The sequence below is a fragment of the Testudinibacter sp. P17/SS/0325 genome (genome assembly GCF_053570765.1).
The window spans coordinates 1,112,690-1,137,747 of the sequence record NZ_CM131635.1 but is presented as its reverse complement, the minus strand read 5'-3'; the positions used below and the strand labels follow the sequence as shown (position 1 = coordinate 1,137,747).

Genomic DNA, 25,058 nt, shown 5'->3' with positions numbered 1-25,058 from the left:
GTTACAAAACACGGAGCGATAGACCTTATATGAAAAGTACGGATATTATCATTATCGGCGGCGGCATGGTCGGCTTGGCGGTTGCGGCGGCACTCGCCGACAGTCCGTGTCACATCACGCTTGTGGAAGCCCATCCGCCGACGGAACAATCGATTGGCGAAATCGGCAATCGGGTCAGCGCACTCACCCTCTCCACGCAGAAAATGTTGCAACAATTCGGGGTATGGCAAGCGTTAAAGCAAGGGCGCAGTTGTGCTTATCAACACATGGAAGTATGGGAAAAAGACAGCTTTGCCAAAATCGGTTTCGATTGCCGTTCGCTCGGCTTGGATCAACTGGGCTATATCGTCGAAAACAGCCTGATTCGTTATCAACTTTGGCAAAAAGTCGCACAGCAAGCCAATGTGGAAATCATCAGCGCCAAACCGAAAAGTGCGGTTTGTCATGCGCAATGTGCGGTGCTGACCCTCGATGACGGCGCATTGCTGATGGCGAAACTGTTGGTCGGTGCGGACGGTGCGAATTCTTGGCTGCGGCAACAAGCGGATATTCCGCTGAATTTCCGTGATTACGGACACCACGCGTTGGTCTGCAATGTGGAAACCGCCGAACCGCACTTGCACACTGCGCGCCAAATTTTCAGCGCTGACAGCATTTTGGCATTTTTACCGTTACAGCAACCGCACTTGTGTTCGATTGTCTGGTCACAACCGCCTGAGCTGGCGGCACAGCACCTGAAGATGGACGACGAGGCATTTAATAAAGCGCTTAACATTGCCTTTGATAACCGCTTAGGCTTGTGCCGCGTGGTCGGCAAACGCCAAACCATTCCGCTCACCGCCCGCTATGCGCGCGACTTTGTCAAACAGCGGATTGCCTTGGTCGGCGATGCCGCCCATACCATTCACCCCCTCGCCGGTCTCGGAGTGAATCTCGGTTTTATGGACGCGATGGCATTGGCGCAAGAAATTGAAAAAAATCTGCTACACGGCATGGACATCGGCGAACTGCGCCACTTGCGCCACTATGAACGCTGGCGCAAAAGCGAAGCGGTCAAAATGCTCGCCGCCATGCAGGGCTTTAAATCGCTGTTTAACGACCCTAATCCGCTGAAGAAACTGGTGCGCGGTATCGGCATGAATCTGACCGACCACCTGCCGCTGATCAAAGATCGCCTAATGGCGCAAGCGTTAGGCTTAGAAGGCGATCTGCCGCAAAAAATCAAACAAATGCCGAATGATGTGTTGATTTTTAGTTGAAGGAATATTGAATGCCTGTCATATTACGCTTTAAAGGATATAAATTTTTCTTTTATTCTAATGAGGGAAATCCAAGATAACCTGCACATATTCATGTCAGAAATGCTGAATCGGAGGCTAAGTTTTGGTTAGAGCCACAAATATCATTGGCTCAAAATGACGGATTTAGCGCAAAAGAACTCAAAGAATTATCCCAATGTATTCATGAAAATTCACTTATATTACTGGAGGCATGGAATGGCTATTTCGGCTAAAAATATCAAATTTGACGATGACACTATGTGGGTTGAATTGAGTGATGCCAGAACAATTGGCGTGCCTTTAGTCTGGTTTCCTAAATTACTGAATGCGGATAAATCGGAACTCAAAAACTACGAACTCAGTAAACGCGGCATTCACTGGGAACAACTTGATGAAGATATTTCAGTTGAAGGACTGCTTGCCGGATGTGGGGATTTAACCCATAACTACCACCACGTTGCTTAAATCAATTTTTCAATCTCCAAAAAATGCGGTTTTCCTATCAAGAAAACCGCACTTTGTATTCGATTCGAACGGAATTTAACGTTAGATAATCGCGTAAGCCAAGGTGTAACCGACAAAACAAGCTGTTACCACCCCGATAATCCCCGGAATCATAAAGCTGTGGTTGAAGTAGTATTTGCCGATTTTGGTGGTGCCGGTTACGTCGAAGTTCACGGTGGCGATGTCTGACGGATAATTCGGGATAAAGAAGTAGCCGTAGGTTGCCGGTAATAAACCGATAAGCAACGGTGCCGGCAAGCCGATGGCAAGACCGACCGGCAACATCATACGTCCGGTTGCCGCTTGGCTGTTGATCACCACCGAAACCGCAAACAACGCGAAAGCAAAGGTCCACGGATAGGCTTCCACCATTTCGGTCACGCCGGCTTTAAATGACGGCATTGCATATTGGAAGTACGTATCGCTCATCCACGCAATCCCGAAGATGGCTATCATCGCCACCATGCCGGATTTAAACACCACCCCGTTCGGCACGGTTTGCGGATTGGTTTTGGTTGAGATCAGGATAATACCGCCGAACGCCAACATCATCATCTGAATGATAATCCCCATGGAAATCGCTTTTTTACCTTCGCCGATGGTTCTGACTTCAGGGAAGATCGCCACTACCACAATAATTGCCAATGCCAAGATAAACAGTAAAACGGCGTTACGGGCAGAACTTGGCAACACTTCGTTTAACGTGGTGCTGGTGGTATTGGCAATGCGATCGCTCCACACCGGATCTTTTAAACGGCGTTGATATTCCGGATCGTCTTTCAACTCTTTACCGCGACGCAAGCTGTACAATGACATCATGATCACCCCGGCTAAGGTTGCCGGAATAGTCACGGCGACAATGCTCAATAAAGTCACGTGTTCATAACCCGGTAATTCGACGATTTGGGTCAAATAGTAAACCACCGCCGCAGAAATCGGGCTGCCGGTAATCCCTAATTGAGAAGCGACCGAAGCTGCCGCCATCGGGCGTTCCGGACGAATGCCGTTTTTCAGCGAAACGTCACCGATAATCGGCATAATGGTGTACACCGCGTGTCCGGTTCCCAACATCAAGGTCATGATGTAAGTCACCAGCGGTCCCAAGAATGTCACCATTTTCGGATTACGGCGCAAGATTTTTTCCGCGATTTGCAGCATATATTTTAAACCGCCCGCCGCTTCCAAAATCGCAGCGCAGGTGACCACTGCAATAATGATCAGCATAACGTCAATCGGGGGCGAAGACGGCGGCATACGCAGCACAAACACTTCGATCAACAAACCAATCCCGGAAACCACCCCTAAACCAACCCCGCCGAAGCGGCTACCGATATAGAGCATGATTAAGAGAAATAAAAACTCCAAATACAGCATATATTTTCCTTTGTAAAAAAATGAATAATCGGAGAATATGATACGAAATCCCGATTCGCAAACAAGTGTAAAAGAGTGAAGTTTTGATTTAGCTCACTATTTTTAAGTAGAAGATACATCTTGATTGCAGAATATCTCCATTCTAATAACATTTGGCTAACGAGCACAGAAAAAAACGGAAAACATTGCTGTTTTCCGTTTTAAAAATACATGCCGAAGTTATCAGAACATCATTGTCGAATAAGGTCTTCAAACATTTCCGTTAAACGTTCATCAGCCTTCTGAAGATTTTGTTGAATACGGTACAACCAAGCTTCATGCGCTTGTAAATTCGCCGTTACCTTCTTAGAAATTCGCTGAACTTCTGATGGATTTGTGCCGCCCAATGTCAAATAACTCTCGATCATATTTGCCGGATCCAAGTGTTTAAAAAACGCCTCTTTCGAAAGTGGGAATTCCATTTTTTCTTTCGCCATCTCCAACATAACATCGTCAAAAATAGCGACCGCCGCGTCAAACGGCAACTGTTTAGGCGCTAATTGGTGCTGTCTGCCGTATTTCGTCAATCTCGAAGCAAATTCATGTGCGATTTTAAAGGGTATTCCGGCTTGACGTTGGAGGGAATTGGCAAGCTCTGTGGTTGTCGAATAATCCGCATTCACTTGCGCTAAAGCAGCCTCTTTATCCACCGTTAAGCCGTCTAAAATGGCATTAACGTCTTTTAACATTAAGCAAGCCCGCTCTAATGTTTCCGAGATTTCCGCATTTTTATAATCTGTTAAGCCCGAATTCACATTATGTGAAGAGATACAGGAGCGAAATGCGTCCCCTGTCACTTGACTCGCCAGCAACCGCACTTTATCTAATGACGAAGGATTGCGTTTTTGCGGCATTAATGTACTCGGGCTGTTCAGCGATTCGGTTTCCAGTAGCAACCATGGGCGAGTATGGTGGAATTGAATATGGAGATCCTGAATGAACGTGCCGATTGATAACGCAACCAAGGAGGAAATATAAGCCGCTTCGACCCCGACATCAATCAGTGATAGTTGTGCGGCATCAAACGCATTTTCAACATAACCTTCAAAGCCTAAAAAATCAGCGAGTGAAGCCCGATTAATCGGAAAACTCGATGTTGCCAATGCCGCCGCACCTAGCGGACATTTATTCAATCGTACAAAATAGCTACAGAGTCTATCTGTCGAACGCGCAAGCGTTGCCTCATAACCTAAAAACAGATGCCCTAAGGTTACCGGCTGCGCCTGTACACCATAAGTATAAGACGGCACAATAGTATCCGCGTTATTATCCGCTATTTTCACCAAGCGCTTTCTGGTTTCTAAAGATAAATAATAGAGGTAAAGGAATCGATCGCGTACTAATAAGCGGTGAATTGTCGCGAGCATATCTTGCCAGCTTCGCCCGACATGAATCATCGAGCCTTCCAACCCGGTTAATTCGAATAACATCGGTTGAATTTCATGATAATCATTCGGACGCCGAGAACTGTTCGATAAGCGTTGAATTGCGGAAGCAACCTTTTGCGCAACCTCTTTCGTTATGATTCCTTCCTGCAAGGTCATTAACACAGACGCTTTTTCAATCTGATTAATCCAGTAAAAAGTATCATGGTTAAACATGGTTAACACTCCTTTTTCTGCTTATAAGTGATAGATGAAATGGAACATGCCATTATTCGGAATAACGATTTTTCAGCCAAGCTAAAATCATAATATGCTTTTCCCAAAGGAAAGGAAAGGAAAATATGCTTTAAATATCACCCAATCGCTGTATTTATAGCTATTTTTCCAGCAAAAATAAAAAACGGAGCAATCAAGCTCCGTTCTTTATAAAATGAAAATAATTATAGAATATCCAACAATTCCACTTCAAAGATCAAGGTACTGAACGGTGGAATCGAAGCGCCTGCGCCGCGTTCGCCGTAAGCCAAGTGCTGAGGAATGGTTAAGCGCCATTTCGAACCGATCGGCATCATAGATAAAGCTTCAACCCAGCCGCTGATCACACCGCTGACCGGGAATTCCGCCGGTTGTCCGCGTTGCACCGAGCTGTCAAACACCGTGCCGTCAATCAGGCTGCCGGTGTAATGCACCCGCACTTTGTCTTGGCGGCTTGGCACTGCGCCGTTGCCTTCGACCAACACTTCATATTGCAAGCCGCTTTCGGTTTCTTTCACGCCCGCCATTTTTTTATTTTCGGCTAAGAATTCATTACCAGCCTGTTCGATTTCTTTGAATTGCGCCCGTTGTAATTCTTCCGCTTGCTGTTGCATTTGTTGTAACGCCGCACTCACCGCTTGCAGATCAACCGCCGGTGCATTTTGTTGCAGCGCGTCGTAAATGCCTTTGGCAACCGCTTCGACACTGATATGTAAACCGCTTTGCAACAGTTGTTGTCCCATTTGTAAACCGATACCGTAGCTGCCTTGTTGTTCGGTGCTGTCCAGTTGTACCGCTGCAAAAAATTGTTCGCTCATTGTGTTGTTTTCCTTTTGTTAGTCAAAGTAGTTTAAATTACAGCTTGCGTGGTCTGCGACGGCGTAGCCACAGACATCGCGGCGCCCATTTGTACCGCACTTCCGGCTTGTAATTCGGTTAAAAAATCCAGTTTGTCCGCTTGGAACAGGTTAATCACGGTCGAACCCAAACGGAATGCGCCCATTTCCTCGCCTTTTTTCAACCGAACCGCACTTTGCCCTTCGCTTGGATATTCCCAGCTTTGGATTTTGCCTGCGCGCGGCGGATTGATAATCCCGGCCCACAGCGTGCTGATACTGGCGGTGATGGTTGCGCCGACCAAAATCTGCACCATCGCCCCGAACGGGGTATCAAAATAGCAGATCACGCGCTCGTTGCGCGCAAACAGGTTCGGAATATGCCGCGCCAAAAACGGATTGACCGAAAACAGATCGCCCGGCACGTACACCATTTTGCGCAACACACCGTCACACGGCATATGCACGCGGTGATAATCACGCGGTGACAAATAAGTGGTGATGAATTTGCCGTTTTCAAATAACGGCACTAATGTTTCGTCCTGCGCCAACAAATCGGTTAAGCTGAAAAAATGCCCTTTGGCTTGGAATAATTGCCCGTTGACGATCTCGCCCAATTCGCTGATTCGCCCGTCCGCCGGCAAGCAAACCGCACTTGGGTTGCCGTCAATCGGGCGCGCGTCGGCTTTTAAGCGGCGGATAAAAAATTCGTTAAACGAAGCATATTGCTTCGGCTCGGATTTTTCCGCTTCCTGTAAGTTAATCTTATACTTGGCACTAAACGCCTTGATCGCCAAGTGGGTCACGCTCCCCCACTGTTTTTCGGCAAACCAGCCCGCCAAACGGGTCAGGGCAAATTGCGGCACTAAATATTGAAATGCCACTTTCAAATGTTGCCAATAGCGGTTTTGTGAAACTTGAGTTGTCATAAATTAAACCCTTTTATAATGACATCATGAATAAGCGAAGCAGTATAGCAAGTTTGCGCACGAAGCTAAAGTTAAGTGCGTTAATCAAAATTCAGCAAGTGCGGTCCGAAGGCTGAAAAAAACTTGGCAAAAAATGCATAATTCCTTTTGACTATTTTGGTCTGTACAGTTAATATGCGCACCCTATGCAAAAGGTTAAACTTCCCCTGACTGTCGATCCGGTCAAAGACGCTCAACGTCGGTTGGACTATGTAGGTTACTACGCACCAAACCAGTTAGAACGCTTGCAGGCTTCGGTAAGTCGTGTGCTGAATAATGCACAAGTTAGATTGTCGTTCTCAGTTGATCCGCAACGATTGGTGGTGATGAAAGGTCACGCAACGGTTGAGGTGGAGTTGATTTGTCAACGTTGCGATAAACCTTTTACGATGACATTGGACAGTGAATTTTGCTACAGTCCGGTGTCTAATATGGATCAAGCAGAGCTGTTACCTGAAATTTATGAGCCGATTGAATTTAATGAATTCGGCGAAATCGATTTACGCGACGTAGTGGAAGATGAATTAATGCTTTCCTTGCCGCTGGTGGCAATGCACGATCCTGAACACTGTGAAGTGTCCGTGGCTGAACAGGTCTTTGGCGAATTGCCTGCGGAAGCAGAAAAACCAAACCCGTTCGCTGTATTAGCTAATTTAAAGCGAAAATAATTTAGGAGTATGGCCAATGGCTGTTCAACAAAATAAAAAATCTCGTTCACGTCGTGATATGCGTCGTTCTCACGATGCGTTGACTACCGCTGCAGTTTCTGTTGATAAAGAAACCGGTAAAACCCATTTGCGTCACCATGTAACCGCCGACGGTTACTACCGTGGCCGTAAAGTGATCAATAAGTAATTTCAGATTACTGTTGTCTCCTTTGAGGTAAGCAATTGAATCGTCTAACCCTGGCGTTAGATGTAATGGGCGGGGACTTTGGTCCCCGTATTACTATCCCGGCAAGCCTGCAAGCGTTGGAACATGATCCAATGCTCGATATTCTGCTGTTCGGCGACAGCCAGCTTATTTCCCCTTATCTTGCGAATATTCCCCAGTCTCTGCGCCAACGCATTCGCGTACATCATTGCGATCGCGTGATTAAAAACGAGCAAGGGCTTTCCCATGCACTACGCCATAGCAAAGGCAGCTCAATGCGCCTTGCGATTGAAGCGGTGCGTGACAAACAAGCGCAAGCCTGCGTTAGCGGCGGCGATACCGCGGTATTAATGGGATTGGCAAAAGTGTTATTGCAACCGCTTGCCGGCATTCAGCGCCCGGCACTGGTTTCGAACATTCCGACGATCGACGGCAAGCAAAGTATTATGTTGGATTTGGGTGCCAATATCGATTGCTCGGCTGAAACCTTAATGCAATTCGCACAAATGGGCGCGATTTTCGCCGAAAACAGTTTTAATCTGGTTTATCCGCGCGTTGCATTGTTGAATATCGGCATTGAAGAGTTGAAAGGGCTAAGACATATCCGCGACGCCGCCGATTTGATTCAACGGCAAACCCAACTGAATTATATCGGCTATATCGAAGGCAACCATCTATTGAACGGCTATGCCGATGTAATTGTTTGCGATGGTTTTGCCGGCAATATTGCGTTAAAAACCTTAGAAGGCACGGCAAAAAATCTGTTTGCCTTAATCAAAAACGGCGGCAATACCCGCCCGTCGTGGGCAAAGACCGCACTTAAAAAGTTATTGTTGCCGTGCAGTAAATATCTGCTGAAAAAATATTTCAAGCAGTTCAGCCAGTTTAATCCGGATAAATATAACGGCGCCTCCCTGCTGGGCTTAACCTCGGTCGTGGTCAAAAGCCACGGCAGCGCCAATCAAGCTGCGTTTTTATATGCCATTCAGCAGGCGGCATGGCAAGTGCGCTCGGAGATTCCGGCAAAAATCGCCGCCGGGTTAAATCGCACGCTTTAATTGGTTTAAACGAAAAGAACAATAATATTCACACATCATGAGATGATTATGTTTAGTAAAATTCTAGCTACCGGCAGTTATTTACCGGCAAAAATCAGAACCAATGCCGATTTAGAAAAAATGGTGGATACCTCCGACGAGTGGATCACCACCCGTTCCGGCATTAAAGAACGCCGTATTGCCAGCGAAGAAGAAAGCGTGGCTACCATGGGATTTGCCGCGGCACAACAATGTTTTGCCGCCGCACGGCTCGACCCGAACGAAATTGATTTGGTTTTAGTCGCGACCACCAGCAGCTCGCACGCTTACCCCAGTGCGGCTTGTCAAATTCAGGGGCTGCTGAATATCGACGATGCAATCGCATTTGATGTGGCGGCAGCCTGTAGCGGCTTTATTTACGCATTAAGCGTCGCCGATCAATTTATCCGCAGCGGCAAGGTGAAAAAAGCGTTGGTGATCGGTTCGGATGTTAATTCACGCAACCTCGACGAACAGGACCGCAGCACCGTGATTTTATTCGGCGACGGTGCCGGCGCGGTGATTTTAGAGGCAAGCGAACAGCAAGGCATTATTTCCACCCATTTGCATTCCAGTGCGGACAAAGGCGATATGCTGATTCTGCCGAAAGCAGAGCGCGGCACGCAACAATCCGGCTTTATCCAAATGCAAGGCAATGAAACCTTTAAACTGGCGGTGCGAGAATTGTCAAATGTGGTGGAAGAAACCTTACAAGCCAATAACTTAGATAAAAAAGCGATTGATTGGTTGGTTCCGCACCAAGCCAATTTACGCATTATCGCGGCGACGGCAAAAAAATTAGACATGGATCTGTCGCAAGTAGTGATCACTTTGGATCGCTACGGCAATACCAGTGCCGCCACCATTCCGGTCGCATTGGACGAAGCGGTGCGCGACGGACGGATTCAGCGCGGACAGTTATTGTTATTAGAAGCCTTTGGCGGCGGTTGGACTTGGGGATCGGCGTTGGTCCGTTTTTAACCAAACCGCACTTTGGCTTAACTTTCAATTAGGTAGTAAAAGCAGGTAGAAACAAATGAAAAAATTTGCAATGGTTTTTCCCGGACAAGGCTCGCAAGCCATCGGCATGTTAGCCGATTTAGCGGCTCAATTCCCGGTAGTAGAAGAAACCTTTAAACAAGCTTCCGCAGCGCTCGGTTATGATTTATGGCAGTTAGTGCAACAGGGCGAAGCAGAAGAACTGAACCAAACCTGGCGCACCCAACCGGCGCTATTAGCGGCGTCAGTGGCGATTTACCGCACTTGGCAACAACAATACCCCGAACTGACACCGCAAGTGATGGCCGGACACAGTTTAGGCGAGTTTTCCGCCTTAGTTTGCGCCGGCGTATTGGATTTCCAAGAAGCGATTAAACTGGTCGAACTGCGCGGCCGCTTAATGCAAAAAGCCGTTCCGGCGGGCACCGGGGCGATGTATGCGATTATCGGCTTAGATAACCAGCCGATCATTGACGCTTGCGCCCAAGCCGCACAAGGCGAAGTCGTTTCCGCCGTCAATTTCAATTCGCCGGGACAAGTGGTCATTGCCGGTAACAAAGACGCGGTAGAACGTGCAGCGGCGTTGTGCAAAGAAGCCGGTGCCAAACGGGCATTGCCGTTAGCGGTGAGCGTGCCGTCCCATTGCGCCTTGATGAAACCTGCCGCCGATCAACTGGCGGTGGCGTTGGAATCCGTTACCTTTAAACAACCGACCGTTGCGGTGATTAATAACGTTGATGTCAAACAAGAAAAAGGCGCGGACGAAATCCGCAATGCGTTAGTGCGCCAGCTATATAATCCGGTACGCTGGACCGAAAGCGTGGAAAAAATGGCGGCTGCCGGCGTTCAAATTCTGCTTGAAATCGGACCGAATAAAGTCTTAACCGGCTTAACCAAACGTATTAACAAAGAGTTGGACGCACACGCCGTCAATGACACCGCGTCGTTAAGTGCGGTTGCAGCACTGATTCAAGATTAATCTGACTATTCAAAAAAGGAGAACCTATGCAAGGTAAAATCGCATTAGTAACCGGTGCCAGCCGCGGCATCGGCAAAGCCATCGCAGAAGAATTGGCCGCCAAAGGCGCAACCGTGATCGGCACCGCCACCAGCGAAGCCGGGGCACAAGCCATTTCTGCTTATTTGGGCGAAAACGGCAAGGGATTGGTGCTGAATGTCGCCGACACCGCCTCAATCGATCAAACCTTGGCGCAAATCAAAGCCGAATTCGGCGAGATTGATATTTTGGTCAATAATGCCGGCATTACCCGTGACAACCTGTTAATGCGCATGAAAGAAGAAGAATGGAACGATATTATCGATACCAACCTGACCTCCATTTTCCACCTGTCAAAAGCCATGCTGCGCAGCATGATGAAAAAACGCTACGGGCGTATCATCAATATCGGCTCGGTGGTCGGCTCTTCCGGCAATCCGGGACAAACCAACTACTGTGCGGCTAAGGCCGGTGTAATCGGTTTCTCCAAAGCCTTGGCGCAAGAAGTCGCCTCGCGCGGTATCACCGTCAATGTGGTGGCGCCGGGCTTTATTGCCACCGATATGACCCATGCGCTCACCGAAGAACAAAAACAGAGTATTTTAGTCAATGTGCCTGCCGGCAAACTGGGCGAAGCGAAAGATATTGCCAAAGCGGTGGCTTTCCTTGCTTCGGAAGATGCGGGTTATGTGACCGGCACCACATTGCATGTTAACGGCGGACTTTACATGAACTGATCCGATTGGCGTGCGTCTATTTCATTTTGCGCTGTAGCAAAATCGGACAAATGAAGATAAATGCATGACAACGCCTCTCGGTTAATGGTAAAATCTGCGACGGTATACAATCTTGGTTATAGACTTTCCCAAGAAACAAGAATATAGCCAAATTTTGTCATAGTATGTGTTGCCTTAAGCAAAGCCTTGTTGATGGATCAACATCTGTTACGGTTATTGCCGTCGTTTAAACAATACATACCTTATTCACCTCTCGCTGTGGCGAAATTTAAAACATAGGAAATTTAAAAATGAGTATTGAAGAACGCGTAAAAAAAATCATTGTTGAACAATTAGGCGTTAAAGAAGACGAAGTAAAATCCGAAGCTTCATTCGTTGAAGATTTGGGTGCTGACTCTTTAGATACAGTTGAACTGGTAATGGCTTTGGAAGAAGAATTCGACATCGAAATTCCTGACGAAGAAGCTGAAAAAATCACAACTGTTCAGTCTGCAATTGATTACGTTCAAAATAATCAATAATCTTCTGGATTTAGGCGGTTCTCAGACCGCCTAAATTTTGTCAGTCAGTTATACAAATTCTATTTTCAACCTCCCACTCGGAGCATATTCATGTCAAAACGTCGCGTCGTTGTAACAGGCTTAGGAATGTTATCACCGCTTGGTAATGATGTTAATTCAACCTGGCAAAACTTGTTGGCAGGCAAGAGCGGAATCAATCTGATCGAAAATTTCGATACATCAAACCACACCACCAAATTTGCCGGTCAAGTCAAAAACTTCAACAGCGAAGAATATATCTCGCGCAAAGATACCAAAAAAATGGATTTGTTTATCCAATACGGTATCGCTGCCGGTATGCAAGCCATTCAAGATTCCGGCTTGGAAGTTACCGAACAAAATGCCCAACGTATCGGGGTGGCTATCGGCTCCGGTATCGGCGGGCTGGGTTTAATCGAAGAGAACCATACTGCTCTGATTGCGGGCGGTCCGCGTAAAGTCAGCCCGTTCTTTGTGCCGTCCACCATTGTTAATATGATTGCCGGACACCTATCAATCAATTATAAATTACACGGTCCGAATATCACCATCGCCACCGCTTGCACCACCGGGGTGCACAATATCGGTCATGCGGCACGTATTATTGCTTACGGCGATGCCGATGTGATGATCGCCGGCGGTGCGGAAAAAGCCAGCACTTCGTTAGGTATTGCCGGTTTCGGCGCGGCGCGCGCATTATCCACCCGCAACGATAATCCGCAAGCGGCAAGCCGCCCTTGGGACGTGGATCGCGACGGTTTTGTGCTGGGCGACGGTGCGGGGGTGATGGTGTTGGAAGAATACGAACACGCCAAAGCCCGCGGGGCGAAAATCTATGCGGAACTGGTCGGTTTCGGCATGAGCGGCGACGGCTATCATATGACTTCGCCGCCGGAAGACGGCGCAGGTGCCGCCTTGGCGATGAGCAATGCGGTGCGTGACGCACAAATCGAACCGCAACAAGTGGGCTATGTCAATGCACACGGCACGTCAACCCCGGCAGGCGATGTTGCCGAAGCGACGGCGATCAGCAGCGTATTTGCGGCAAACAAAGACCGCATTTTGGTCAGCTCCACCAAGTCGATGACCGGGCACTTATTGGGTGCGGCCGGTGCGGTGGAAGCGATTTTCACCGTATTAGCCCTGCGCGATCAAATCGTGCCGCCTACCATCAACTTAGACAATCAAGATCCGAATGTCACCTTGGATCTCGTGCCGAATACCGCGCGCAAAGCCGAATTGGACTATGCGTTATGTAATTCCTTCGGTTTCGGCGGCACCAACGGCTCGCTGATTTTCAAAAAAATCTAATTGCCTGAGCCGAATCAACTCTAAAGTGCGGTTTCCCAACCGCACTTTTGCTTTCTTATGCCGAGATTTTTTGGATACTTCCCTTCCGCATAAGCCGCTTAAAAATAATCCAAATAATCCTTGTACCGCACTTCGAATCCCGCTATAATTTTGCGCCTTACAGTCACATTCCATTTTCGTTCCTTGCTTCCGCAGATTGGTGACTGGTCTATCGTCGGAGGCTGATTAACCCGTAAGGAGCAGCAGTAATGCGTCACTACGAAATCGTTTTTATGGTTCATCCGGACCAAAGCGAACAAGTACCAGGCATGATCGAGCGCTACACCGGTTCTGTTAAAGAAGCAGGTGGTCAGATTCATCGCCTAGAAGATTGGGGCCGTCGTCAATTGGCTTACCCAATCAACAAACTACATAAAGCACACTATGTGCTAATGAATGTAGAAGCACCGCAAGAAGTAATCGACGAGCTAGAAACTACTTTCCGTTACAACGACGCCGTTCTGCGTAACGCAATTATGCGCACTAAGCACGCCGTAACAGAAGCGTCCCCAATGGTGAAAGCGAAAGACGAACGTCGCGCTTCCGCTGAAGTTGAAAACAACGATTATGAGGATGCTGAAGAGTAATTTAACGATTGAAAATCGTCTCTCGCTGACAGGAAATGTGATTTCCCACCCGAGACGAAGCAAAAGCCCGAGTGGCATTGAGCACTGCCGGTTTATGTTGGAACACCGTTCGCAACAAACCGAAGTCGGCTTAGCCCGACAAGCATGGTGCGCTATCGCAGTATCACTCAGTGGCGATCAATTAATTAAACAAACTCAAAGCATTACGGTCGGCAGCAACCTTTTTGTGGCAGGTTTTATCACCACCCACAAAAGTGCTAACGGACTCAATCAGTTAGTGTTGCACGCCGAGCATATCGAATTTATAGATTAGGAGACTAGCCCCATGGCACGTTATTTCCGTCGTCGTAAGTTCTGCCGTTTTACAGCGGAAAACGTAGTTGAAATCGATTACAAAGATATCGCCACGTTAAAGAACTACATTACAGAGAGCGGCAAAATTGTTCCAAGCCGTATTACCGGTACTCGTGCGAAGTACCAACGTCAATTGGCACGCGCAATCAAACGCGCCCGCTACTTAGCGTTGTTACCGTACACTGACAACCATCAGTAATTAAGAGAGGATACGGTAATGCAAATTATTCTTTTAGATAAAATTGTTCACTTGGGTAACGTTGGTGACCAAGTGAATGTTAAAGCCGGTTTCGCACGTAACTTCTTAATCCCGCAAGGGAAAGCGGTTATGGCAACCAAAGCGAACATCGAACTTTTCGAAGCACGTCGTGCTGAATTGGAAGAAAAAGTCGCCAAAGAATTGGTTGCGGCTTTAGATCGCGCAGAGCGTCTGGAAGCCCTCGGTTCTGTGACCATCACTTCTAAAGCCGGTGACGAAGGCCGCCTGTTCGGTTCTATCACCACGCGCGATGTAGCAGACGCGGTTACTGCGGCTGGCGTTAAAATTGAAAAAAGCGAAGTGCGTTTGTCAGAAGGTCCATTGCGTACCACTGGCGAACACGAAGTTCGTTTCCAATTACACGGTGAAGTATTCGCTTCATTAAATGTGATTGTTGTTGCTGAATAATTCGGTTTATTCTAAGACAAAGCCTAAAAACCCGATCTTGCATCGGGTTTTTTGTTGCTTGCTATTGATACAAACCGCACTTTGCATAATCAAAAGTGCGGTATGGCTTGCTTAAACTGCTGTTGCGACTATGCGTTTTTTCACTAACAGCGCACGAATATGGTCATAGCTCCAGTTATAAATAATGGTATAAATCAGAATAAAAATCGTCAGCCCCAAATCCATAATAAAGGCTTGATAAAAACTGATTTGCAGTAAATACGCCACCAGCGGAATGGTACACAGCAATAAACCGCCTTCAAATAAAATGGCATGCAGCAACCGCACTTTGGCGCTGCGTAACACTTTTTCACCGGTAAATACCCGGTCAAAGCCCCAGTTAAACACAAAATTCCACACCATTGCCATCAAAGAAATCGCAATAACCGTGCTCGACAGCGCGCCGACCTGATGTTGGGTAAACAGCAATAACAGCCCGACCGAAAACAGCACCGCAAACACTTCGAATAAGACGGCATGAAAAAGACGTTCGATAAAAGACATTTTTCTTCCTTGATTGTAAATTAAGATTGAAATTGTTCAATCTGACCTTATTTCATTGTAACAATGAACATATCATTAATTCAAAAGGTATTCAAATGAACCCGAAATACGCCCCTCTTTTTCAACCTTACACCCTGAATAACGGCGTGGAAATCAAAAATCGTCTGACCGTTGCGCCAATGACCCACTACGCCGCCAATCCTGACGGCAGCGCCAGTGCAGAAGAACTCGCCTTTTTACAAGATCGCGCGCAAGATTTCGGACTGTTTATCACCGCCGCCACCCTCGTTTCGGCAGAAGGCAAAGCCTTTCCCGGACAGCCGCATGCCATCTCCAACTCCGATTTAGCCAGTTTAAAAACCGTGGCACAGACCATTCAAACACAGGGCGCGAAAGCGATTTTGCAAATTCATCACGGTGGTCAATTAACAATCAAAGATCTGATTGGCACGGCGGATGTGGTTGCGCCGTCGGCAAATCCGGAACGCCAAGCCCGTGCGTTGAGCGAACAGGAAATCGAAGCCTTAATCCGCGCGTTTGCCAATGCTGCCGATCTTGCGATTCAAGCCGGTTTTGACGGAGTGGAAATTCACGGTGCGAATAACTATTTGATCCAACAATTTTTCTCGGCGGCAACCAACCGTCGCCAAGATCAATGGGGCGGCTCGTTAGCAAACCGTTTGCGTTTCCCGCTGGCAGTGGTCGACGCGGTGAATGCGGTCAAAGTGCGGTCTGGACGCAATGATTTTATCGTCGGCTACCGCTTCTCGCCGGAAGAACCGGGCGAAAACGGCTTAACCATGCAAGACACCTTTGCACTCATTGACGCATTGTTAGAAAAACCGCTGCAATATCTGCACGTTTCGCTGTGGGATTTCTACAAAAAAGCCCGCCGCGGCGCAGACAGCACCTTGACGCGTATGCAGTTGCTGCACCAGCACATCAACGGCAGAATGCCGTTGATCGGCGTCGGTTGCCTGTTCAGCGCCGACCAAATCCTCGCCGCCTACCAAACCGGCTGGGCGGAATTTATCGCCGTCGGCAAAGCGGTGATGATGAACCCGGATTTGGCAACCCTGATCGCCACCGGACGCGAAGCGGAAATTATCACTGAGATCGATCCGAATAAAGCCGATCACTACCGCATTCCAAGCAATTTATGGGCGCAGAATATGCAGCATTTAGCCTATTTGCCGCCGGTCAAAGGCAATCCGGAATGGAAGTCGGTGGATATTTAAGTCATAATAATCATTAGTCATAGAGGATCGCTTAAGATCTTCTATGACTCCGTTATAACTGCCGCTGATACTCATGCAAACTAATCGTAGTATCATACAAACCGATTCGTTCACTACTGTGTTTTTCAATGCCGGCATAGCTCAAACTGGAATCTTCATAGCGTTTAAATTTATACACCGCATCATTCATCATGCCGCTGTTAAAGAGATTTAAACTGACCAATAAATTGAAATCTTTTTGAGTTAAGCCGGTCACTTTGTGAAATAATTCAGGTTCAAGTTGAGTGATAACATCACGCAAAGTATATTCACGATAATCGGTTAAATACATAAAAATCGGAATGCGAGTGGCAAATTTAATCAATTTTTCTTGTACTTGCTTGCGTAAACTGCGTTCTTGTTTCTCATCATCGTTTAATTGTTTTTTCTCTTCTTTGCTGAGATCACGCTCATTGGCGTCTTGCTTGGTCTTTTTCACACTGTCGGATTTATTGATAATGGTTTCAATATCTTGATTAAGCGAACGGAAACCTTCAATGCTCATTAGTGCTGCCATGGCTTCTTCATTTGCCCAGAGTTTTTTTAGCGTATCGTTATCCACATTCACCAATAATGCACTTTCCCAACGCCGAGCAAGCAAAGTTGCCGTTGTGCCGCTCATCGCCATATCTAAAATTCCAGCGGCATCAATCGGACGCATTGAACTACCATCATAAGCCAGTACAGGCAAGAACTGGATAAATTCCGCCACTTTCTTCTCAGGGTTCTTATCATCTGTATTTAAACGCACACAATAATCTGCTAATTGGCGTAAAGCTCGGTCAGGGGCAAAATCAAAGACATAGCAATCTTCTTTAACGATACATTCATTATTCGGATCGTTCGGGTTATGCCCACGTAACACCCACGGGGTTTGCACACGGAAAGCCGCTTGGAAATAGGTTTCAGGCGAAGTGAGATTACGCAACATAAAAATCCCTGTCCACGGGGCGACCGATACGCCTGTGGTTAATTTCCCGCACGACAGGGTAATGGATTTCGATTTCAACGGTTTACGCATTGCGGTTTTCACCGGAATTAACGCTTCTGCTCCCATGCCAGCTTCGGGACCGGCTGCGACAATAATGTCGTAATCCTGATAGAACGTATTTTGCCGTTGTTGCAATAAATTTCGCATTGCATAACAAGCCGAAACACTGGGTAAAAACCAAAAGGTATGCAATAAATTCGCCAATAAGCGACTATCGCCAAACGGCATTGGCGGTTTTTCAGCACCGAGTTTGAGGTTATCAATGGTGGTGGAACGCAGCTGTCCACGAATCAAATCCAACCATTTCTGCACTTCGTTTTCGTATTTGAATTTCGCTGTATCGTCCAATCCTGTTGCGGCAAAAAATTGGTTCAAGTCGAATTCATTAAATTCCCCTTTCAAGGCAACTTCTCTAATATCATCAGGTAGTTGATAAGTCATCATAATCATTCGAGGCAAGGCTAAATAAGGATTATTTTCCCCTTGCCAAGTGTTTTTTTCACGCTGTTCATCGGAATATGTCCAGTTGTAAATTTGATCTTCAATAAATTCACCCGAATTAATTGCCCGAAATGGTGTTCCTGATAAATACAAATAATGATCGGTGGTAATCGGCAAAATATCTTCATCAAAATAGTCGGGCATATCCATTTCCATTTCGGAGGCTTCCGCTTGCCATTGTTTTTGTGAACTCTGTTCTTCAGGCTCAAATAAACCTTTGGATTTATCACGCCACGCACCGTAGTGATATTCGTCAAAAATAATGCAATCCCAGTTGATGGTATGCACCCACTCATTTTTGAGCTTAATCCCTCCTGCTTTATTTTTGCCGAGAAAATCTTGGAAAGAACCAAAGCAAATTTGTGGAAAATCCGCTCCTGCTTGCCATTCATCTTGGTTGGTGACAAATTTCCACCCAACAAAATCAAGATGATTTTGCACATCTTCTTGCCACGCATTTTGCACCGCAGGTTTAAAGGTTAGCACTAATACCCGTTTCCAGCCCATCTGTTTAGCTAATTGATAAGCGGCAAACGTTTTACCAAAACGCATTTTAGCATTCCATAAGAAGTGCGGTGTTTTTCCAAGATTATTTTTATCTTTTTGAAATTGTTTGAAATAATTTACCGTTTTTGCTACCGCACTTTGCTGCTCCGGTCGCATGGCGAAGTCAAAAATACGCTGTTCACGATTAGCAGTGCCTGTTTTAATTTCTAGCAACGCTGCTTTAATTTGCTCAAGCGAACATTCAAACCATTCGCCTTCAAGTGGTCGAATACCTTGCTTTTTTAGCAAATTGTGCACATCAAAATCTTTGAACATTGAACCATCATTGCGGATAGCAATTTCATCTAATTCAATTTTCCAGCTTTGGCTTGGCAGTCTAACAGGGTATTGCTCTTGCACACGCTCAAGCACGTTGCGTTCCGTGTAGCCAATTTTTAGGCAATTGGGATAACGGCTGTCGGAATAGGCATAAATTTTGGGGGTGCGAAGTGGGATTAGTAAATTACTCATTGAGGGATCCGTTAAATATAAGGGGATATGTAGGGGCAGATTGTATCCGCCCCTACAAAAGAAATTAAAAATATCTTTAAAATTCAAGTGATTAAGCTTTAAAGTTTAGGAAAAATCAGATTATTCCCACCCTTTATAGAATTAATCTTTTTCTATTTTTTCTTGGATTTTTCTAATTTCATCTTCATCCAAAACACAGCCCGTGTCAGGATCTATTATTGGCTCATATTCATAATTACATTCTGAGTTTGTGCAAATATTACCAAACATGGAATGCTCTCCACATTCTTCGCAGTCTTCAAAAAAATCTTCTACACCTTGCCGTATATCAGAATGACTTATTCCAAAAGCTTGATAAAAATCCAATTCTTTTTCACAATGATGGCATTTAGTTCTTAATTTTGGATAAATACCTGATATGTATTCAATTAAATCTGAACCACAAAATTCACACATTTTTGAAAGAGATTTATCTATTGCAATATTTTCAAAGCTCAATTCACATTGCGTTTTGATAGCCTGATAAAGATCATCTTTTGAAATCATAATAAACTCCTTAAATTACTCCATGGGTCTAACCATACTTTCAATATAGTTAATTTCAGTTTGGGTTAATTGATATTTCTCATAAAGTTCTTGATCTGTCCACGGTTTTGAGAAGTCTTGGACTGGGACAAGTTCGTAGGTCTGGCGAGTTGTGTGCTGTGTATTCTTTTTTAAGGTCAGCATAAAATGGAAAAAACGGGTATTGATGTAACTCATTACATTTTCGCAAACTTCTTTGTTTTCAAAAGGTCCGAACACTAAATAGGTTTCCGTACAAGCTGAACCTTTTTCAGCATAGATTGGTTTAACCCAGTCAGTTTTGCTATCACCCGAACCAACCGCATAAGGAGCAATAACTTTATGTTCATCAATCCATTGACGATTAATAGGAATATCTGTGATTTTAATATACCCAACACCTTTATTTTGATACAATTTCACATTATAAAATTCATCTTTATAAGGCTCATTTCTGCCTTTAAAATTGGTTGGTAATCCAAATGGTTTTCTTGAACTAATACGTTTATTAAAACTGGGTTCATTATATTTTGCAATTTTTCGTAAAATTTTTACCGCTTGGTTATAACGGATAAATATATCTAATTGTTCTTCTTTTAAGGGGCGTGTCATGCTAGAAATAATATTATCCCCTTCGTGCGTCACCACAAAGCAATCTTCATTTGCTTGATTTTTCCATAGGAAATAGCAAACACCGCCTTTAATATCAACGCCAGAAAAGCAATCCGATGAATTAGGAAAATCATGTAATTCAATTAGTTGGCGATCTGCCAGCATCGCATCTCTAAATTTATCCAGCCCTTTACCACCAGTGTACCAACGTGCAGGAATAATCATTACAATATGATTGGGATTTAATTTTTTAGCTTGCTCTACAAATTTTTGGTAAATAGGCATTGCACTTGCAGAGAAGCCACCATCACTCAACTGATACGGCGGATTGCCGATAATGACATCAAATTTCATAGGAAGATTTTTATTTATTTCGTGAATAGGTAAATGAATAAAAGAATAAGCGTGGCTTTCTAAATTTTTGCCACGATCATACACAGCTTGACTTGCCCCACAGTGTTCACACTTGCCATCTACCCAAGTATGTTGCAATGGCTGATAGAAAATATTGCCTTGTTCATCAGAAAACACATCGCAAATCGCATATTCACCGTTCGCTTCACGGCTACAATAAAGGCTACGGCGAGCAAGTAACGCTGTCAGTTCCGTTAAACCCAGCCCGAAAATCTGCTTGGTAAAAATATGGTTAATGCGTTGCTGTAAATCAGGTATTTTCGGTTCTAAACCTTTCAGCAATCGCTTGGTAATTTCACGCAGAAAAACACCCGATTTAGTAGCAGGATCAAGAAAAGTGCGGTGCGGATCGGAAAAATAGTCTTGCGGCAATAGATCCAACATCGCATTTGCCACTTCCGGCGGCGTAAACACTTCATCGTTCGACAAATTCGCCAAACAAGAGAGCACATCAGGATTATGGTTAATGGACAGGTTTTGCATGTTTAATATCCAGAAAATAGCAACTAAAATATTCTTGAATTGAACGATACGGCTCACCATTGGCACTTTGTGCTTTGCCTTGTTGTTCTATCAATTCCTGATAAATCCAGTCATGCCGTTTTAACGACCATTTACGTGGAAATGACACTTTCGACCATTCCGAAAAATGCAGAAATTCATCATGCTCTGCATTTTTCATAGTTAAAGCATTACCGTGCAAAATATTGAGCGATAAAATAAATTCCGCCACTTCAAGCACTTCAATCTGGGTTTGCTCTGCAAACAGGCGTTCATATTGCTGTTGAAAATAATTTAGCAAGCGTTTACGACAGGCGATGACGTTATCTTGCAGTAGCTCAATGCCATACAAACAAGCCAAGGCAAATACCGCATTAAATTCGTATTCACGTTGCGAGCTATGGTAGATTTTCTCTACTACTGCCAATTTACGAGCCAAAATCTCAATCAAAAAGTTACCATCGCCACAAGCTGGCTCTAAATAACGTGAATCATCACGTTTTTCTGTGTCATCTTTCATCAAGTCCAACATCGCTTTGACTTCTTGTCGCCGAGTAAAGACTTCGCCGTGATCGGCTACTCGTTTTTTGGATTTGATTTGTTGAATCATGTTTTTATAACTTTTCCAGCAACTTTTAATGAAACTAATCTTAATAGTTACATAACTTTCAATCAAGTTATAAAAAATTTTTAGCAAAAGATAAACTTAAACGCTATGAATGAATCAATAAAATTTGCGGAAAATTTGAAGCGAATTGTGACCGCAAAAGGATATAAACCAACGGCTGCTGTGATTGAACGGGAGCTGAATTTACGCTATTACGGTAAACCAATAGGTCAAGCTGCTGTAGCAAAATGGCTGCGTGGCGATGGTTTACCTACATTAGAACGACTGAAAACATTAATTGAATGGCTTGAGGTTGATGCAACAGAATTGGTATCTAATGAAATCGCTTACAAAATCAATAAAACAAATCTCAAACCCACCATCACCAAGCAACTTTGGGAGCTTGCTGAAAGTTACGATGATGAGTGGATCGTAAAAACCTTTTTAAATTTACCACAAGCGCAAAAGAAAACCGTGCGTGAAGTGATTGTGGCAATGCACAAAGCCTATCGCACTGATAAATAACTATTCATCTTAAATACACTTTTTGCTTGCTTGCATTCCCCCGCCCCAAGTGTCAAACTGAGCATATCCCCCATAACAACAATAAAAACAACAAAAAAGGAGACATTATGTCAAAAGATCCGAATTATCAGGCGGAAGCGGAGAAATATGAAAATCCGATACCGAGCCGTGAGTTTATTTTACAGACCATTCGCGAACACAACGCACCGATGAAACGGCAGGATATTCTGACCGCACTTCATATCAGTGATGAAGAACAGGTCGAAGGCATGCGCCGCCGTTTGCGCGCGATGGAAAACGACGGGCAGTTGGTATTTACCAAACGCCAATGTTATGCGCTGCCGGAAAAATTGTCGTTGCTGAAAGGCACGGTGATCGGACATCGCGACGGTTACGGTTTTTTACAGGTCGAAGGCTCGGTCGGCGGCAAAAAAGAGGACGATTGGTTTATTCCCAACGGACAAATGCAGCGGGTCATGCACGGCGATTATGTGCTGGCGCAACCGAACGGCTTTGATCGGCGTGGACGGCAGGAAGTGCGGATCGTGCGTATTCTGGAGAGCCGTAAAAAACAGATTGTCGGTCGTTTTTTCATGGAGTCGGGCATTGCCTTTGTGGTGCCGGACGACAGTCGTATCAACCACGATATCCTGATTCCGAACGAACACCGCATGGGCGCGCGCATGGGGCAAGTGGTGGTGGTCGAGCTGCAACCACGCACCCGCAACCATAATCCGGTCGGGATTATCACCGAAATTTTGGGCGATAACATGGCGCCCGGTATGGAGGTGGAAATCGCACTGCGCAACCACGATATTCCGCATATCTTCCCCGAAAGCGTGTTAAAGCAGATTAGCGGCTTACAAGAAGAAGTCGGCGAAGAAGCGAAGCAAGGGCGGGTTGATCTGCGGGATTTGCCGCTGGTCACCATTGACGGCGAAGACGCGCGCGATTTTGATGATGCGGTTTATGCGCGCAAAAACGGCGACAGCGGCTGGAAACTGTGGGTGGCGATTGCCGATGTCAGTTATTATGTGCGCCTGAAAACCGCACTTGATGCCGAGGCGCGCAATCGCGGCACCTCGGTTTACTTCCCGAATCGGGTTGTGCCGATGTTGCCGGAAGTGCTGTCGAACGGACTCTGTTCGTTAAATCCGCAAGTGGATCGGTTGTGTATGGTCTGCGAAATGGATATTTCCAAAAAAGGCAAAATGACCGGCTACAAATTCTACGAAGCGGTCATGAACTCCCACGCCCGTTTGACCTACACCAAAGTATGGCGGATTTTAGAGGGCGACGAGGAACTGCGCCAACGCTATGCCCTGCTGGTACCGCACTTGGAAGAGTTGTACAACTTGTTCAACGTGTTGCACGACGCGCGCCAAAAACGCGGTGCGATCGATTTCGAAACCATCGAAACCCAATTTATTTTTAATCCGCAAGGGCGAATCGAACGGATCGAGCCGGTGGTGCGCAATGACGCGCATAAGATCATCGAAGAGTGTATGATCCAAGCCAATATTGCCGCGGCGACTTTTGTCGAAAAAGCGCAAGAACCTGCACTGTTCCGCATTCACGCCGGACCGGGCGAAGAAAAACTGATGGGCTTCCGCAGTTTCCTCAACGAGTGCGGTTTAACCCTTGGCGGCGGTTTGAAACCAACCCCGGCGGATTATGCCGAATTGATGAAACAGGTGAAAGAACGTCCTGATCACGAGCTGATTCAAACCATGTTGTTGCGCTCGCTCAGTCAGGCGGTCTATTCCGCCGACAATATCGGGCATTTCGGTTTGGCATTGGATAACTATGCCCATTTCACCTCGCCAATCCGCCGTTATCCTGATTTGAGCCTGCACCGCGCGATTAAATATTTGATCGCCAAAGCGCAAGGCAGCACAAAACGCAGCACCCACGGCGGCGGTTTTCATTACACCTTAGACGAAATCGACTTGCTCGGCGAGCACTGCTCCACCACCGAACGCCGCGCCGACGATGCTACGCGCGAAGTCGCCGACTGGCTGAAATGCGAATATATGCAGGATCACGTCGGCGAAGAGTTCGACGGCATAATCTCCAGCGTCACCGGTTTCGGCTTGTTCGTGCGCCTGAACGACTTCTTTATCGACGGCTTGGTACATATCTCCACCCTTGATAACGACTACTACCAATTCGACAGCGCGAGGCAACGCTTAATCGGCGAAAACAGCGGCATGTATTACCGTATCGGCGACAAAGTGCGGATCAAAGTCAGCGCCGTCAGTCTGGAACAGAAGCAGATCGATTTCGCGATGGTATCCAGCGAACGCAAACCGCTGCGCGAAGGCAAAACCGCCAAAGACCGCGCCAAGAAAAACGTGCGCTATGCCGAAAGTTTGGAAAAACGCCTGCGCGACGGCAAAAGCGGCAAAGCCAATCCGCAACGTGCCGAGAAAAAGAAACCGTCGCGCAAAAGCGGCGCGTTTAGTAAAGCTAAAAAACGCAAGTAAACCCAAAATATTGAGCCAATTTTTAACAGGAAAAATTGGCTCAATCCAACCAAATCTGACAGATATACGCCTTGAAATAACGCATCATTAGACTCTTTAATTTTATTTATAGAATTAATAACCCCTCCAATATTTTAGGATATTCCAATAAATAATTTCAACAACACAAGCAAACTTACAATTAATTTTCAAAAAAATGT

Annotated in this window: 27 protein-coding genes; 18 read left to right on the top strand and 9 right to left on the bottom strand. The window is 45.9% G+C overall.

Features of this window, described 5'->3' with window-relative positions; translation table 11 throughout:
* Positions 1 to 29 precede the first annotated feature (29 nt).
* The 3 genes from ACWA50_RS05435 to ACWA50_RS05425 all read left to right on the top strand — a co-directional run bounded on the left by ACWA50_RS05435 (position 30) and on the right by ACWA50_RS05425 (position 1,745).
* Positions 30 to 1,259: an FAD-dependent oxidoreductase gene (locus ACWA50_RS05435; RefSeq protein ID WP_431050531.1), complete on the top strand. Its 1,230-nt coding sequence runs from the start codon at positions 30 to 32 to the stop codon at positions 1,257 to 1,259.
* 89 nt (positions 1,260 to 1,348) lie between these two features.
* On the top strand, positions 1,349 to 1,513 hold the full coding sequence (locus tag ACWA50_RS05430) for a DUF4160 domain-containing protein (RefSeq protein WP_431054297.1): 165 nt from the start codon (positions 1,349 to 1,351) through the stop codon (positions 1,511 to 1,513).
* On the top strand, positions 1,497 to 1,745 hold the full coding sequence (locus ACWA50_RS05425) for a DUF2442 domain-containing protein (RefSeq protein WP_431050529.1): 249 nt from the start codon (positions 1,497 to 1,499) through the stop codon (positions 1,743 to 1,745). Before ACWA50_RS05430 ends, ACWA50_RS05425 begins: the two co-directional genes overlap by 17 nt.
* Before the next feature lie 81 nt (positions 1,746 to 1,826).
* Here ACWA50_RS05425 and ACWA50_RS05420 read toward each other — a convergent pair whose 3' ends face one another.
* From ACWA50_RS05420 to asd, 4 genes are all read right to left on the bottom strand, one after another.
* Entirely contained in the window at positions 1,827 to 3,158 is a 1,332-nt protein-coding gene (locus ACWA50_RS05420) for an anaerobic C4-dicarboxylate transporter (RefSeq protein ID WP_431050527.1), read from the bottom strand.
* A 230-nt stretch (positions 3,159 to 3,388) separates the two neighbouring features.
* Positions 3,389 to 4,798 (bottom strand): lyase family protein, encoded by a 1,410-nt coding sequence (locus ACWA50_RS05415; protein ID WP_431050525.1) that lies wholly within the window; start codon positions 4,796 to 4,798, stop codon positions 3,389 to 3,391.
* 224 nt (positions 4,799 to 5,022) lie between these two features.
* Positions 5,023 to 5,655 (bottom strand): FKBP-type peptidyl-prolyl cis-trans isomerase, encoded by a 633-nt coding sequence (locus ACWA50_RS05410; protein ID WP_431050523.1) that lies wholly within the window; start codon positions 5,653 to 5,655, stop codon positions 5,023 to 5,025.
* Between the two features lie 32 nt (positions 5,656 to 5,687).
* Complete coding sequence (asd, locus tag ACWA50_RS05405) at positions 5,688 to 6,602, bottom strand: archaetidylserine decarboxylase (protein ID WP_431050521.1); 915 nt, start codon at positions 6,600 to 6,602, stop codon at positions 5,688 to 5,690.
* Between the two features lie 185 nt (positions 6,603 to 6,787).
* Here asd and yceD point away from each other — a divergent pair, with 185 nt between their 5' ends.
* From yceD to rplI, 12 genes are all read left to right on the top strand, one after another.
* Positions 6,788 to 7,309, top strand: a complete 522-nt coding sequence (yceD, locus tag ACWA50_RS05400; protein ID WP_431050519.1) for a 23S rRNA accumulation protein YceD — start codon at positions 6,788 to 6,790, stop codon at positions 7,307 to 7,309.
* Between the two features lie 16 nt (positions 7,310 to 7,325).
* Positions 7,326 to 7,496: a 50S ribosomal protein L32 gene (rpmF, locus tag ACWA50_RS05395; RefSeq protein ID WP_431050517.1), complete on the top strand. Its 171-nt coding sequence runs from the start codon at positions 7,326 to 7,328 to the stop codon at positions 7,494 to 7,496.
* Positions 7,497 to 7,561: 65 nt separating this feature from the next.
* Complete coding sequence (gene plsX, locus ACWA50_RS05390; RefSeq protein WP_431054296.1) at positions 7,562 to 8,572, top strand: phosphate acyltransferase PlsX; 1,011 nt, start codon at positions 7,562 to 7,564, stop codon at positions 8,570 to 8,572.
* Positions 8,573 to 8,620: 48 nt separating this feature from the next.
* Entirely contained in the window at positions 8,621 to 9,571 is a 951-nt protein-coding gene (locus tag ACWA50_RS05385) for a beta-ketoacyl-ACP synthase III (RefSeq protein ID WP_431050515.1), read from the top strand.
* Between the two features lie 55 nt (positions 9,572 to 9,626).
* Complete coding sequence (gene fabD, locus ACWA50_RS05380; protein WP_431050513.1) at positions 9,627 to 10,568, top strand: ACP S-malonyltransferase; 942 nt, start codon at positions 9,627 to 9,629, stop codon at positions 10,566 to 10,568.
* 26 nt (positions 10,569 to 10,594) lie between these two features.
* Positions 10,595 to 11,323 (top strand): 3-oxoacyl-ACP reductase FabG, encoded by a 729-nt coding sequence (fabG, locus tag ACWA50_RS05375; RefSeq protein ID WP_431050511.1) that lies wholly within the window; start codon positions 10,595 to 10,597, stop codon positions 11,321 to 11,323.
* 290 nt (positions 11,324 to 11,613) lie between these two features.
* A complete protein-coding gene (gene acpP, locus ACWA50_RS05370; RefSeq protein ID WP_034617387.1) occupies positions 11,614 to 11,844 on the top strand; it encodes an acyl carrier protein in 231 nt (76 codons plus the stop codon).
* A gap of 90 nt (positions 11,845 to 11,934) precedes the next feature.
* Positions 11,935 to 13,173, top strand: coding sequence for a beta-ketoacyl-ACP synthase II (gene fabF / locus ACWA50_RS05365; protein ID WP_431050509.1), 1,239 nt, complete (start codon positions 11,935 to 11,937; stop codon positions 13,171 to 13,173).
* Positions 13,174 to 13,421: 248 nt separating this feature from the next.
* Positions 13,422 to 13,799, top strand: coding sequence for a 30S ribosomal protein S6 (rpsF, locus tag ACWA50_RS05360; RefSeq protein WP_034617382.1), 378 nt, complete (start codon positions 13,422 to 13,424; stop codon positions 13,797 to 13,799).
* Positions 13,786 to 14,112 carry a primosomal replication protein N gene (gene priB, locus ACWA50_RS05355; protein WP_431050506.1) on the top strand — a complete coding sequence of 109 codons (327 nt, stop codon included), beginning with the start codon at positions 13,786 to 13,788 and terminating at the stop codon, positions 14,110 to 14,112. Before rpsF ends, priB begins: the two co-directional genes overlap by 14 nt.
* A 12-nt stretch (positions 14,113 to 14,124) precedes the next feature.
* Complete coding sequence (rpsR, locus tag ACWA50_RS05350; protein WP_005759927.1) at positions 14,125 to 14,352, top strand: 30S ribosomal protein S18; 228 nt, start codon at positions 14,125 to 14,127, stop codon at positions 14,350 to 14,352.
* An 18-nt stretch (positions 14,353 to 14,370) separates the two neighbouring features.
* A complete protein-coding gene (gene rplI, locus ACWA50_RS05345; RefSeq protein ID WP_431050504.1) occupies positions 14,371 to 14,820 on the top strand; it encodes a 50S ribosomal protein L9 in 450 nt (149 codons plus the stop codon).
* Positions 14,821 to 14,931: 111 nt separating this feature from the next.
* Here the strand turns inward: rplI and ACWA50_RS05340 are convergent, their stop codons facing one another.
* On the bottom strand, positions 14,932 to 15,363 hold the full coding sequence (locus tag ACWA50_RS05340; protein ID WP_431050502.1) for a PACE efflux transporter: 432 nt from the start codon (positions 15,361 to 15,363) through the stop codon (positions 14,932 to 14,934).
* 95 nt (positions 15,364 to 15,458) lie between these two features.
* Here ACWA50_RS05340 and ACWA50_RS05335 point away from each other — a divergent pair, with 95 nt between their 5' ends.
* Positions 15,459 to 16,601 (top strand): NADH-dependent flavin oxidoreductase, encoded by a 1,143-nt coding sequence (locus ACWA50_RS05335; RefSeq protein WP_431050500.1) that lies wholly within the window; start codon positions 15,459 to 15,461, stop codon positions 16,599 to 16,601.
* A 52-nt stretch (positions 16,602 to 16,653) separates the two neighbouring features.
* On the opposite strand, the gene ACWA50_RS05330 is transcribed toward ACWA50_RS05335, so the two are convergent.
* From ACWA50_RS05330 to ACWA50_RS05315, 4 genes are all read right to left on the bottom strand, one after another.
* A complete protein-coding gene (locus tag ACWA50_RS05330) occupies positions 16,654 to 19,149 on the bottom strand; it encodes a GIY-YIG nuclease family protein (RefSeq protein ID WP_431050498.1) in 2,496 nt (831 codons plus the stop codon).
* A gap of 141 nt (positions 19,150 to 19,290) precedes the next feature.
* Entirely contained in the window at positions 19,291 to 19,695 is a 405-nt protein-coding gene (locus ACWA50_RS05325) for a hypothetical protein (RefSeq protein WP_431050496.1), read from the bottom strand.
* Between the two features lie 15 nt (positions 19,696 to 19,710).
* Positions 19,711 to 21,222, bottom strand: a complete 1,512-nt coding sequence (locus ACWA50_RS05320; RefSeq protein WP_431050494.1) for an Eco57I restriction-modification methylase domain-containing protein — start codon at positions 21,220 to 21,222, stop codon at positions 19,711 to 19,713.
* Positions 21,203 to 21,850, bottom strand: coding sequence for a DNA methyltransferase (locus tag ACWA50_RS05315; RefSeq protein ID WP_431050492.1), 648 nt, complete (start codon positions 21,848 to 21,850; stop codon positions 21,203 to 21,205). Before ACWA50_RS05315 ends, ACWA50_RS05320 begins: the two co-directional genes overlap by 20 nt.
* Positions 21,851 to 21,955: 105 nt before the next feature.
* On the opposite strand from ACWA50_RS05315, the gene ACWA50_RS05310 reads away from it, so the two are divergent.
* Together ACWA50_RS05310 and rnr are read left to right on the top strand one after the other, a co-directional pair.
* Positions 21,956 to 22,372 (top strand): hypothetical protein, encoded by a 417-nt coding sequence (locus tag ACWA50_RS05310; RefSeq protein WP_431050490.1) that lies wholly within the window; start codon positions 21,956 to 21,958, stop codon positions 22,370 to 22,372.
* A 107-nt stretch (positions 22,373 to 22,479) separates the two neighbouring features.
* Positions 22,480 to 24,858 (top strand): ribonuclease R, encoded by a 2,379-nt coding sequence (gene rnr, locus ACWA50_RS05305; RefSeq protein WP_431050488.1) that lies wholly within the window; start codon positions 22,480 to 22,482, stop codon positions 24,856 to 24,858.
* Positions 24,859 to 25,058: the final 200 nt, after the last annotated feature.

Bases quoted from the DNA above. Each gene is read 5' to 3' on its own strand.
- ACWA50_RS05435 (WP_431050531.1), top strand. From the start codon at position 30: ATGAAAAGTACGGATATTATCATTATCGGCGGCGGCATGGTCGGCTTG.
- ACWA50_RS05425 (WP_431050529.1), top strand. From the start codon at position 1,497: ATGGCTATTTCGGCTAAAAATATCAAATTTGACGATGACACTATGTGG.
- ACWA50_RS05420 (WP_431050527.1), bottom strand. From the start codon at position 3,158: ATGCTGTATTTGGAGTTTTTATTTCTCTTAATCATGCTCTATATCGGT.
- ACWA50_RS05415 (WP_431050525.1), bottom strand. From the start codon at position 4,798: ATGTTTAACCATGATACTTTTTACTGGATTAATCAGATTGAAAAAGCG.
- ACWA50_RS05410 (WP_431050523.1), bottom strand. From the start codon at position 5,655: ATGAGCGAACAATTTTTTGCAGCGGTACAACTGGACAGCACCGAACAA.
- asd (WP_431050521.1), bottom strand. From the start codon at position 6,602: ATGACAACTCAAGTTTCACAAAACCGCTATTGGCAACATTTGAAAGTG.
- yceD (WP_431050519.1), top strand. From the start codon at position 6,788: ATGCAAAAGGTTAAACTTCCCCTGACTGTCGATCCGGTCAAAGACGCT.
- rpmF (WP_431050517.1), top strand. From the start codon at position 7,326: ATGGCTGTTCAACAAAATAAAAAATCTCGTTCACGTCGTGATATGCGT.
- plsX (WP_431054296.1), top strand. From the start codon at position 7,562: ATGGGCGGGGACTTTGGTCCCCGTATTACTATCCCGGCAAGCCTGCAA.
- ACWA50_RS05385 (WP_431050515.1), top strand. From the start codon at position 8,621: ATGTTTAGTAAAATTCTAGCTACCGGCAGTTATTTACCGGCAAAAATC.
- fabD (WP_431050513.1), top strand. From the start codon at position 9,627: ATGAAAAAATTTGCAATGGTTTTTCCCGGACAAGGCTCGCAAGCCATC.
- fabG (WP_431050511.1), top strand. From the start codon at position 10,595: ATGCAAGGTAAAATCGCATTAGTAACCGGTGCCAGCCGCGGCATCGGC.
- acpP (WP_034617387.1), top strand. From the start codon at position 11,614: ATGAGTATTGAAGAACGCGTAAAAAAAATCATTGTTGAACAATTAGGC.
- fabF (WP_431050509.1), top strand. From the start codon at position 11,935: ATGTCAAAACGTCGCGTCGTTGTAACAGGCTTAGGAATGTTATCACCG.
- rpsF (WP_034617382.1), top strand. From the start codon at position 13,422: ATGCGTCACTACGAAATCGTTTTTATGGTTCATCCGGACCAAAGCGAA.
- priB (WP_431050506.1), top strand. From the start codon at position 13,786: ATGCTGAAGAGTAATTTAACGATTGAAAATCGTCTCTCGCTGACAGGA.
- rpsR (WP_005759927.1), top strand. From the start codon at position 14,125: ATGGCACGTTATTTCCGTCGTCGTAAGTTCTGCCGTTTTACAGCGGAA.
- rplI (WP_431050504.1), top strand. From the start codon at position 14,371: ATGCAAATTATTCTTTTAGATAAAATTGTTCACTTGGGTAACGTTGGT.
- ACWA50_RS05340 (WP_431050502.1), bottom strand. From the start codon at position 15,363: ATGTCTTTTATCGAACGTCTTTTTCATGCCGTCTTATTCGAAGTGTTT.
- ACWA50_RS05335 (WP_431050500.1), top strand. From the start codon at position 15,459: ATGAACCCGAAATACGCCCCTCTTTTTCAACCTTACACCCTGAATAAC.
- ACWA50_RS05330 (WP_431050498.1), bottom strand. From the start codon at position 19,149: ATGAGTAATTTACTAATCCCACTTCGCACCCCCAAAATTTATGCCTAT.
- ACWA50_RS05325 (WP_431050496.1), bottom strand. From the start codon at position 19,695: ATGATTTCAAAAGATGATCTTTATCAGGCTATCAAAACGCAATGTGAA.
- ACWA50_RS05320 (WP_431050494.1), bottom strand. From the start codon at position 21,222: ATGCAAAACCTGTCCATTAACCATAATCCTGATGTGCTCTCTTGTTTG.
- ACWA50_RS05315 (WP_431050492.1), bottom strand. From the start codon at position 21,850: ATGATTCAACAAATCAAATCCAAAAAACGAGTAGCCGATCACGGCGAA.
- ACWA50_RS05310 (WP_431050490.1), top strand. From the start codon at position 21,956: ATGAATGAATCAATAAAATTTGCGGAAAATTTGAAGCGAATTGTGACC.
- rnr (WP_431050488.1), top strand. From the start codon at position 22,480: ATGTCAAAAGATCCGAATTATCAGGCGGAAGCGGAGAAATATGAAAAT.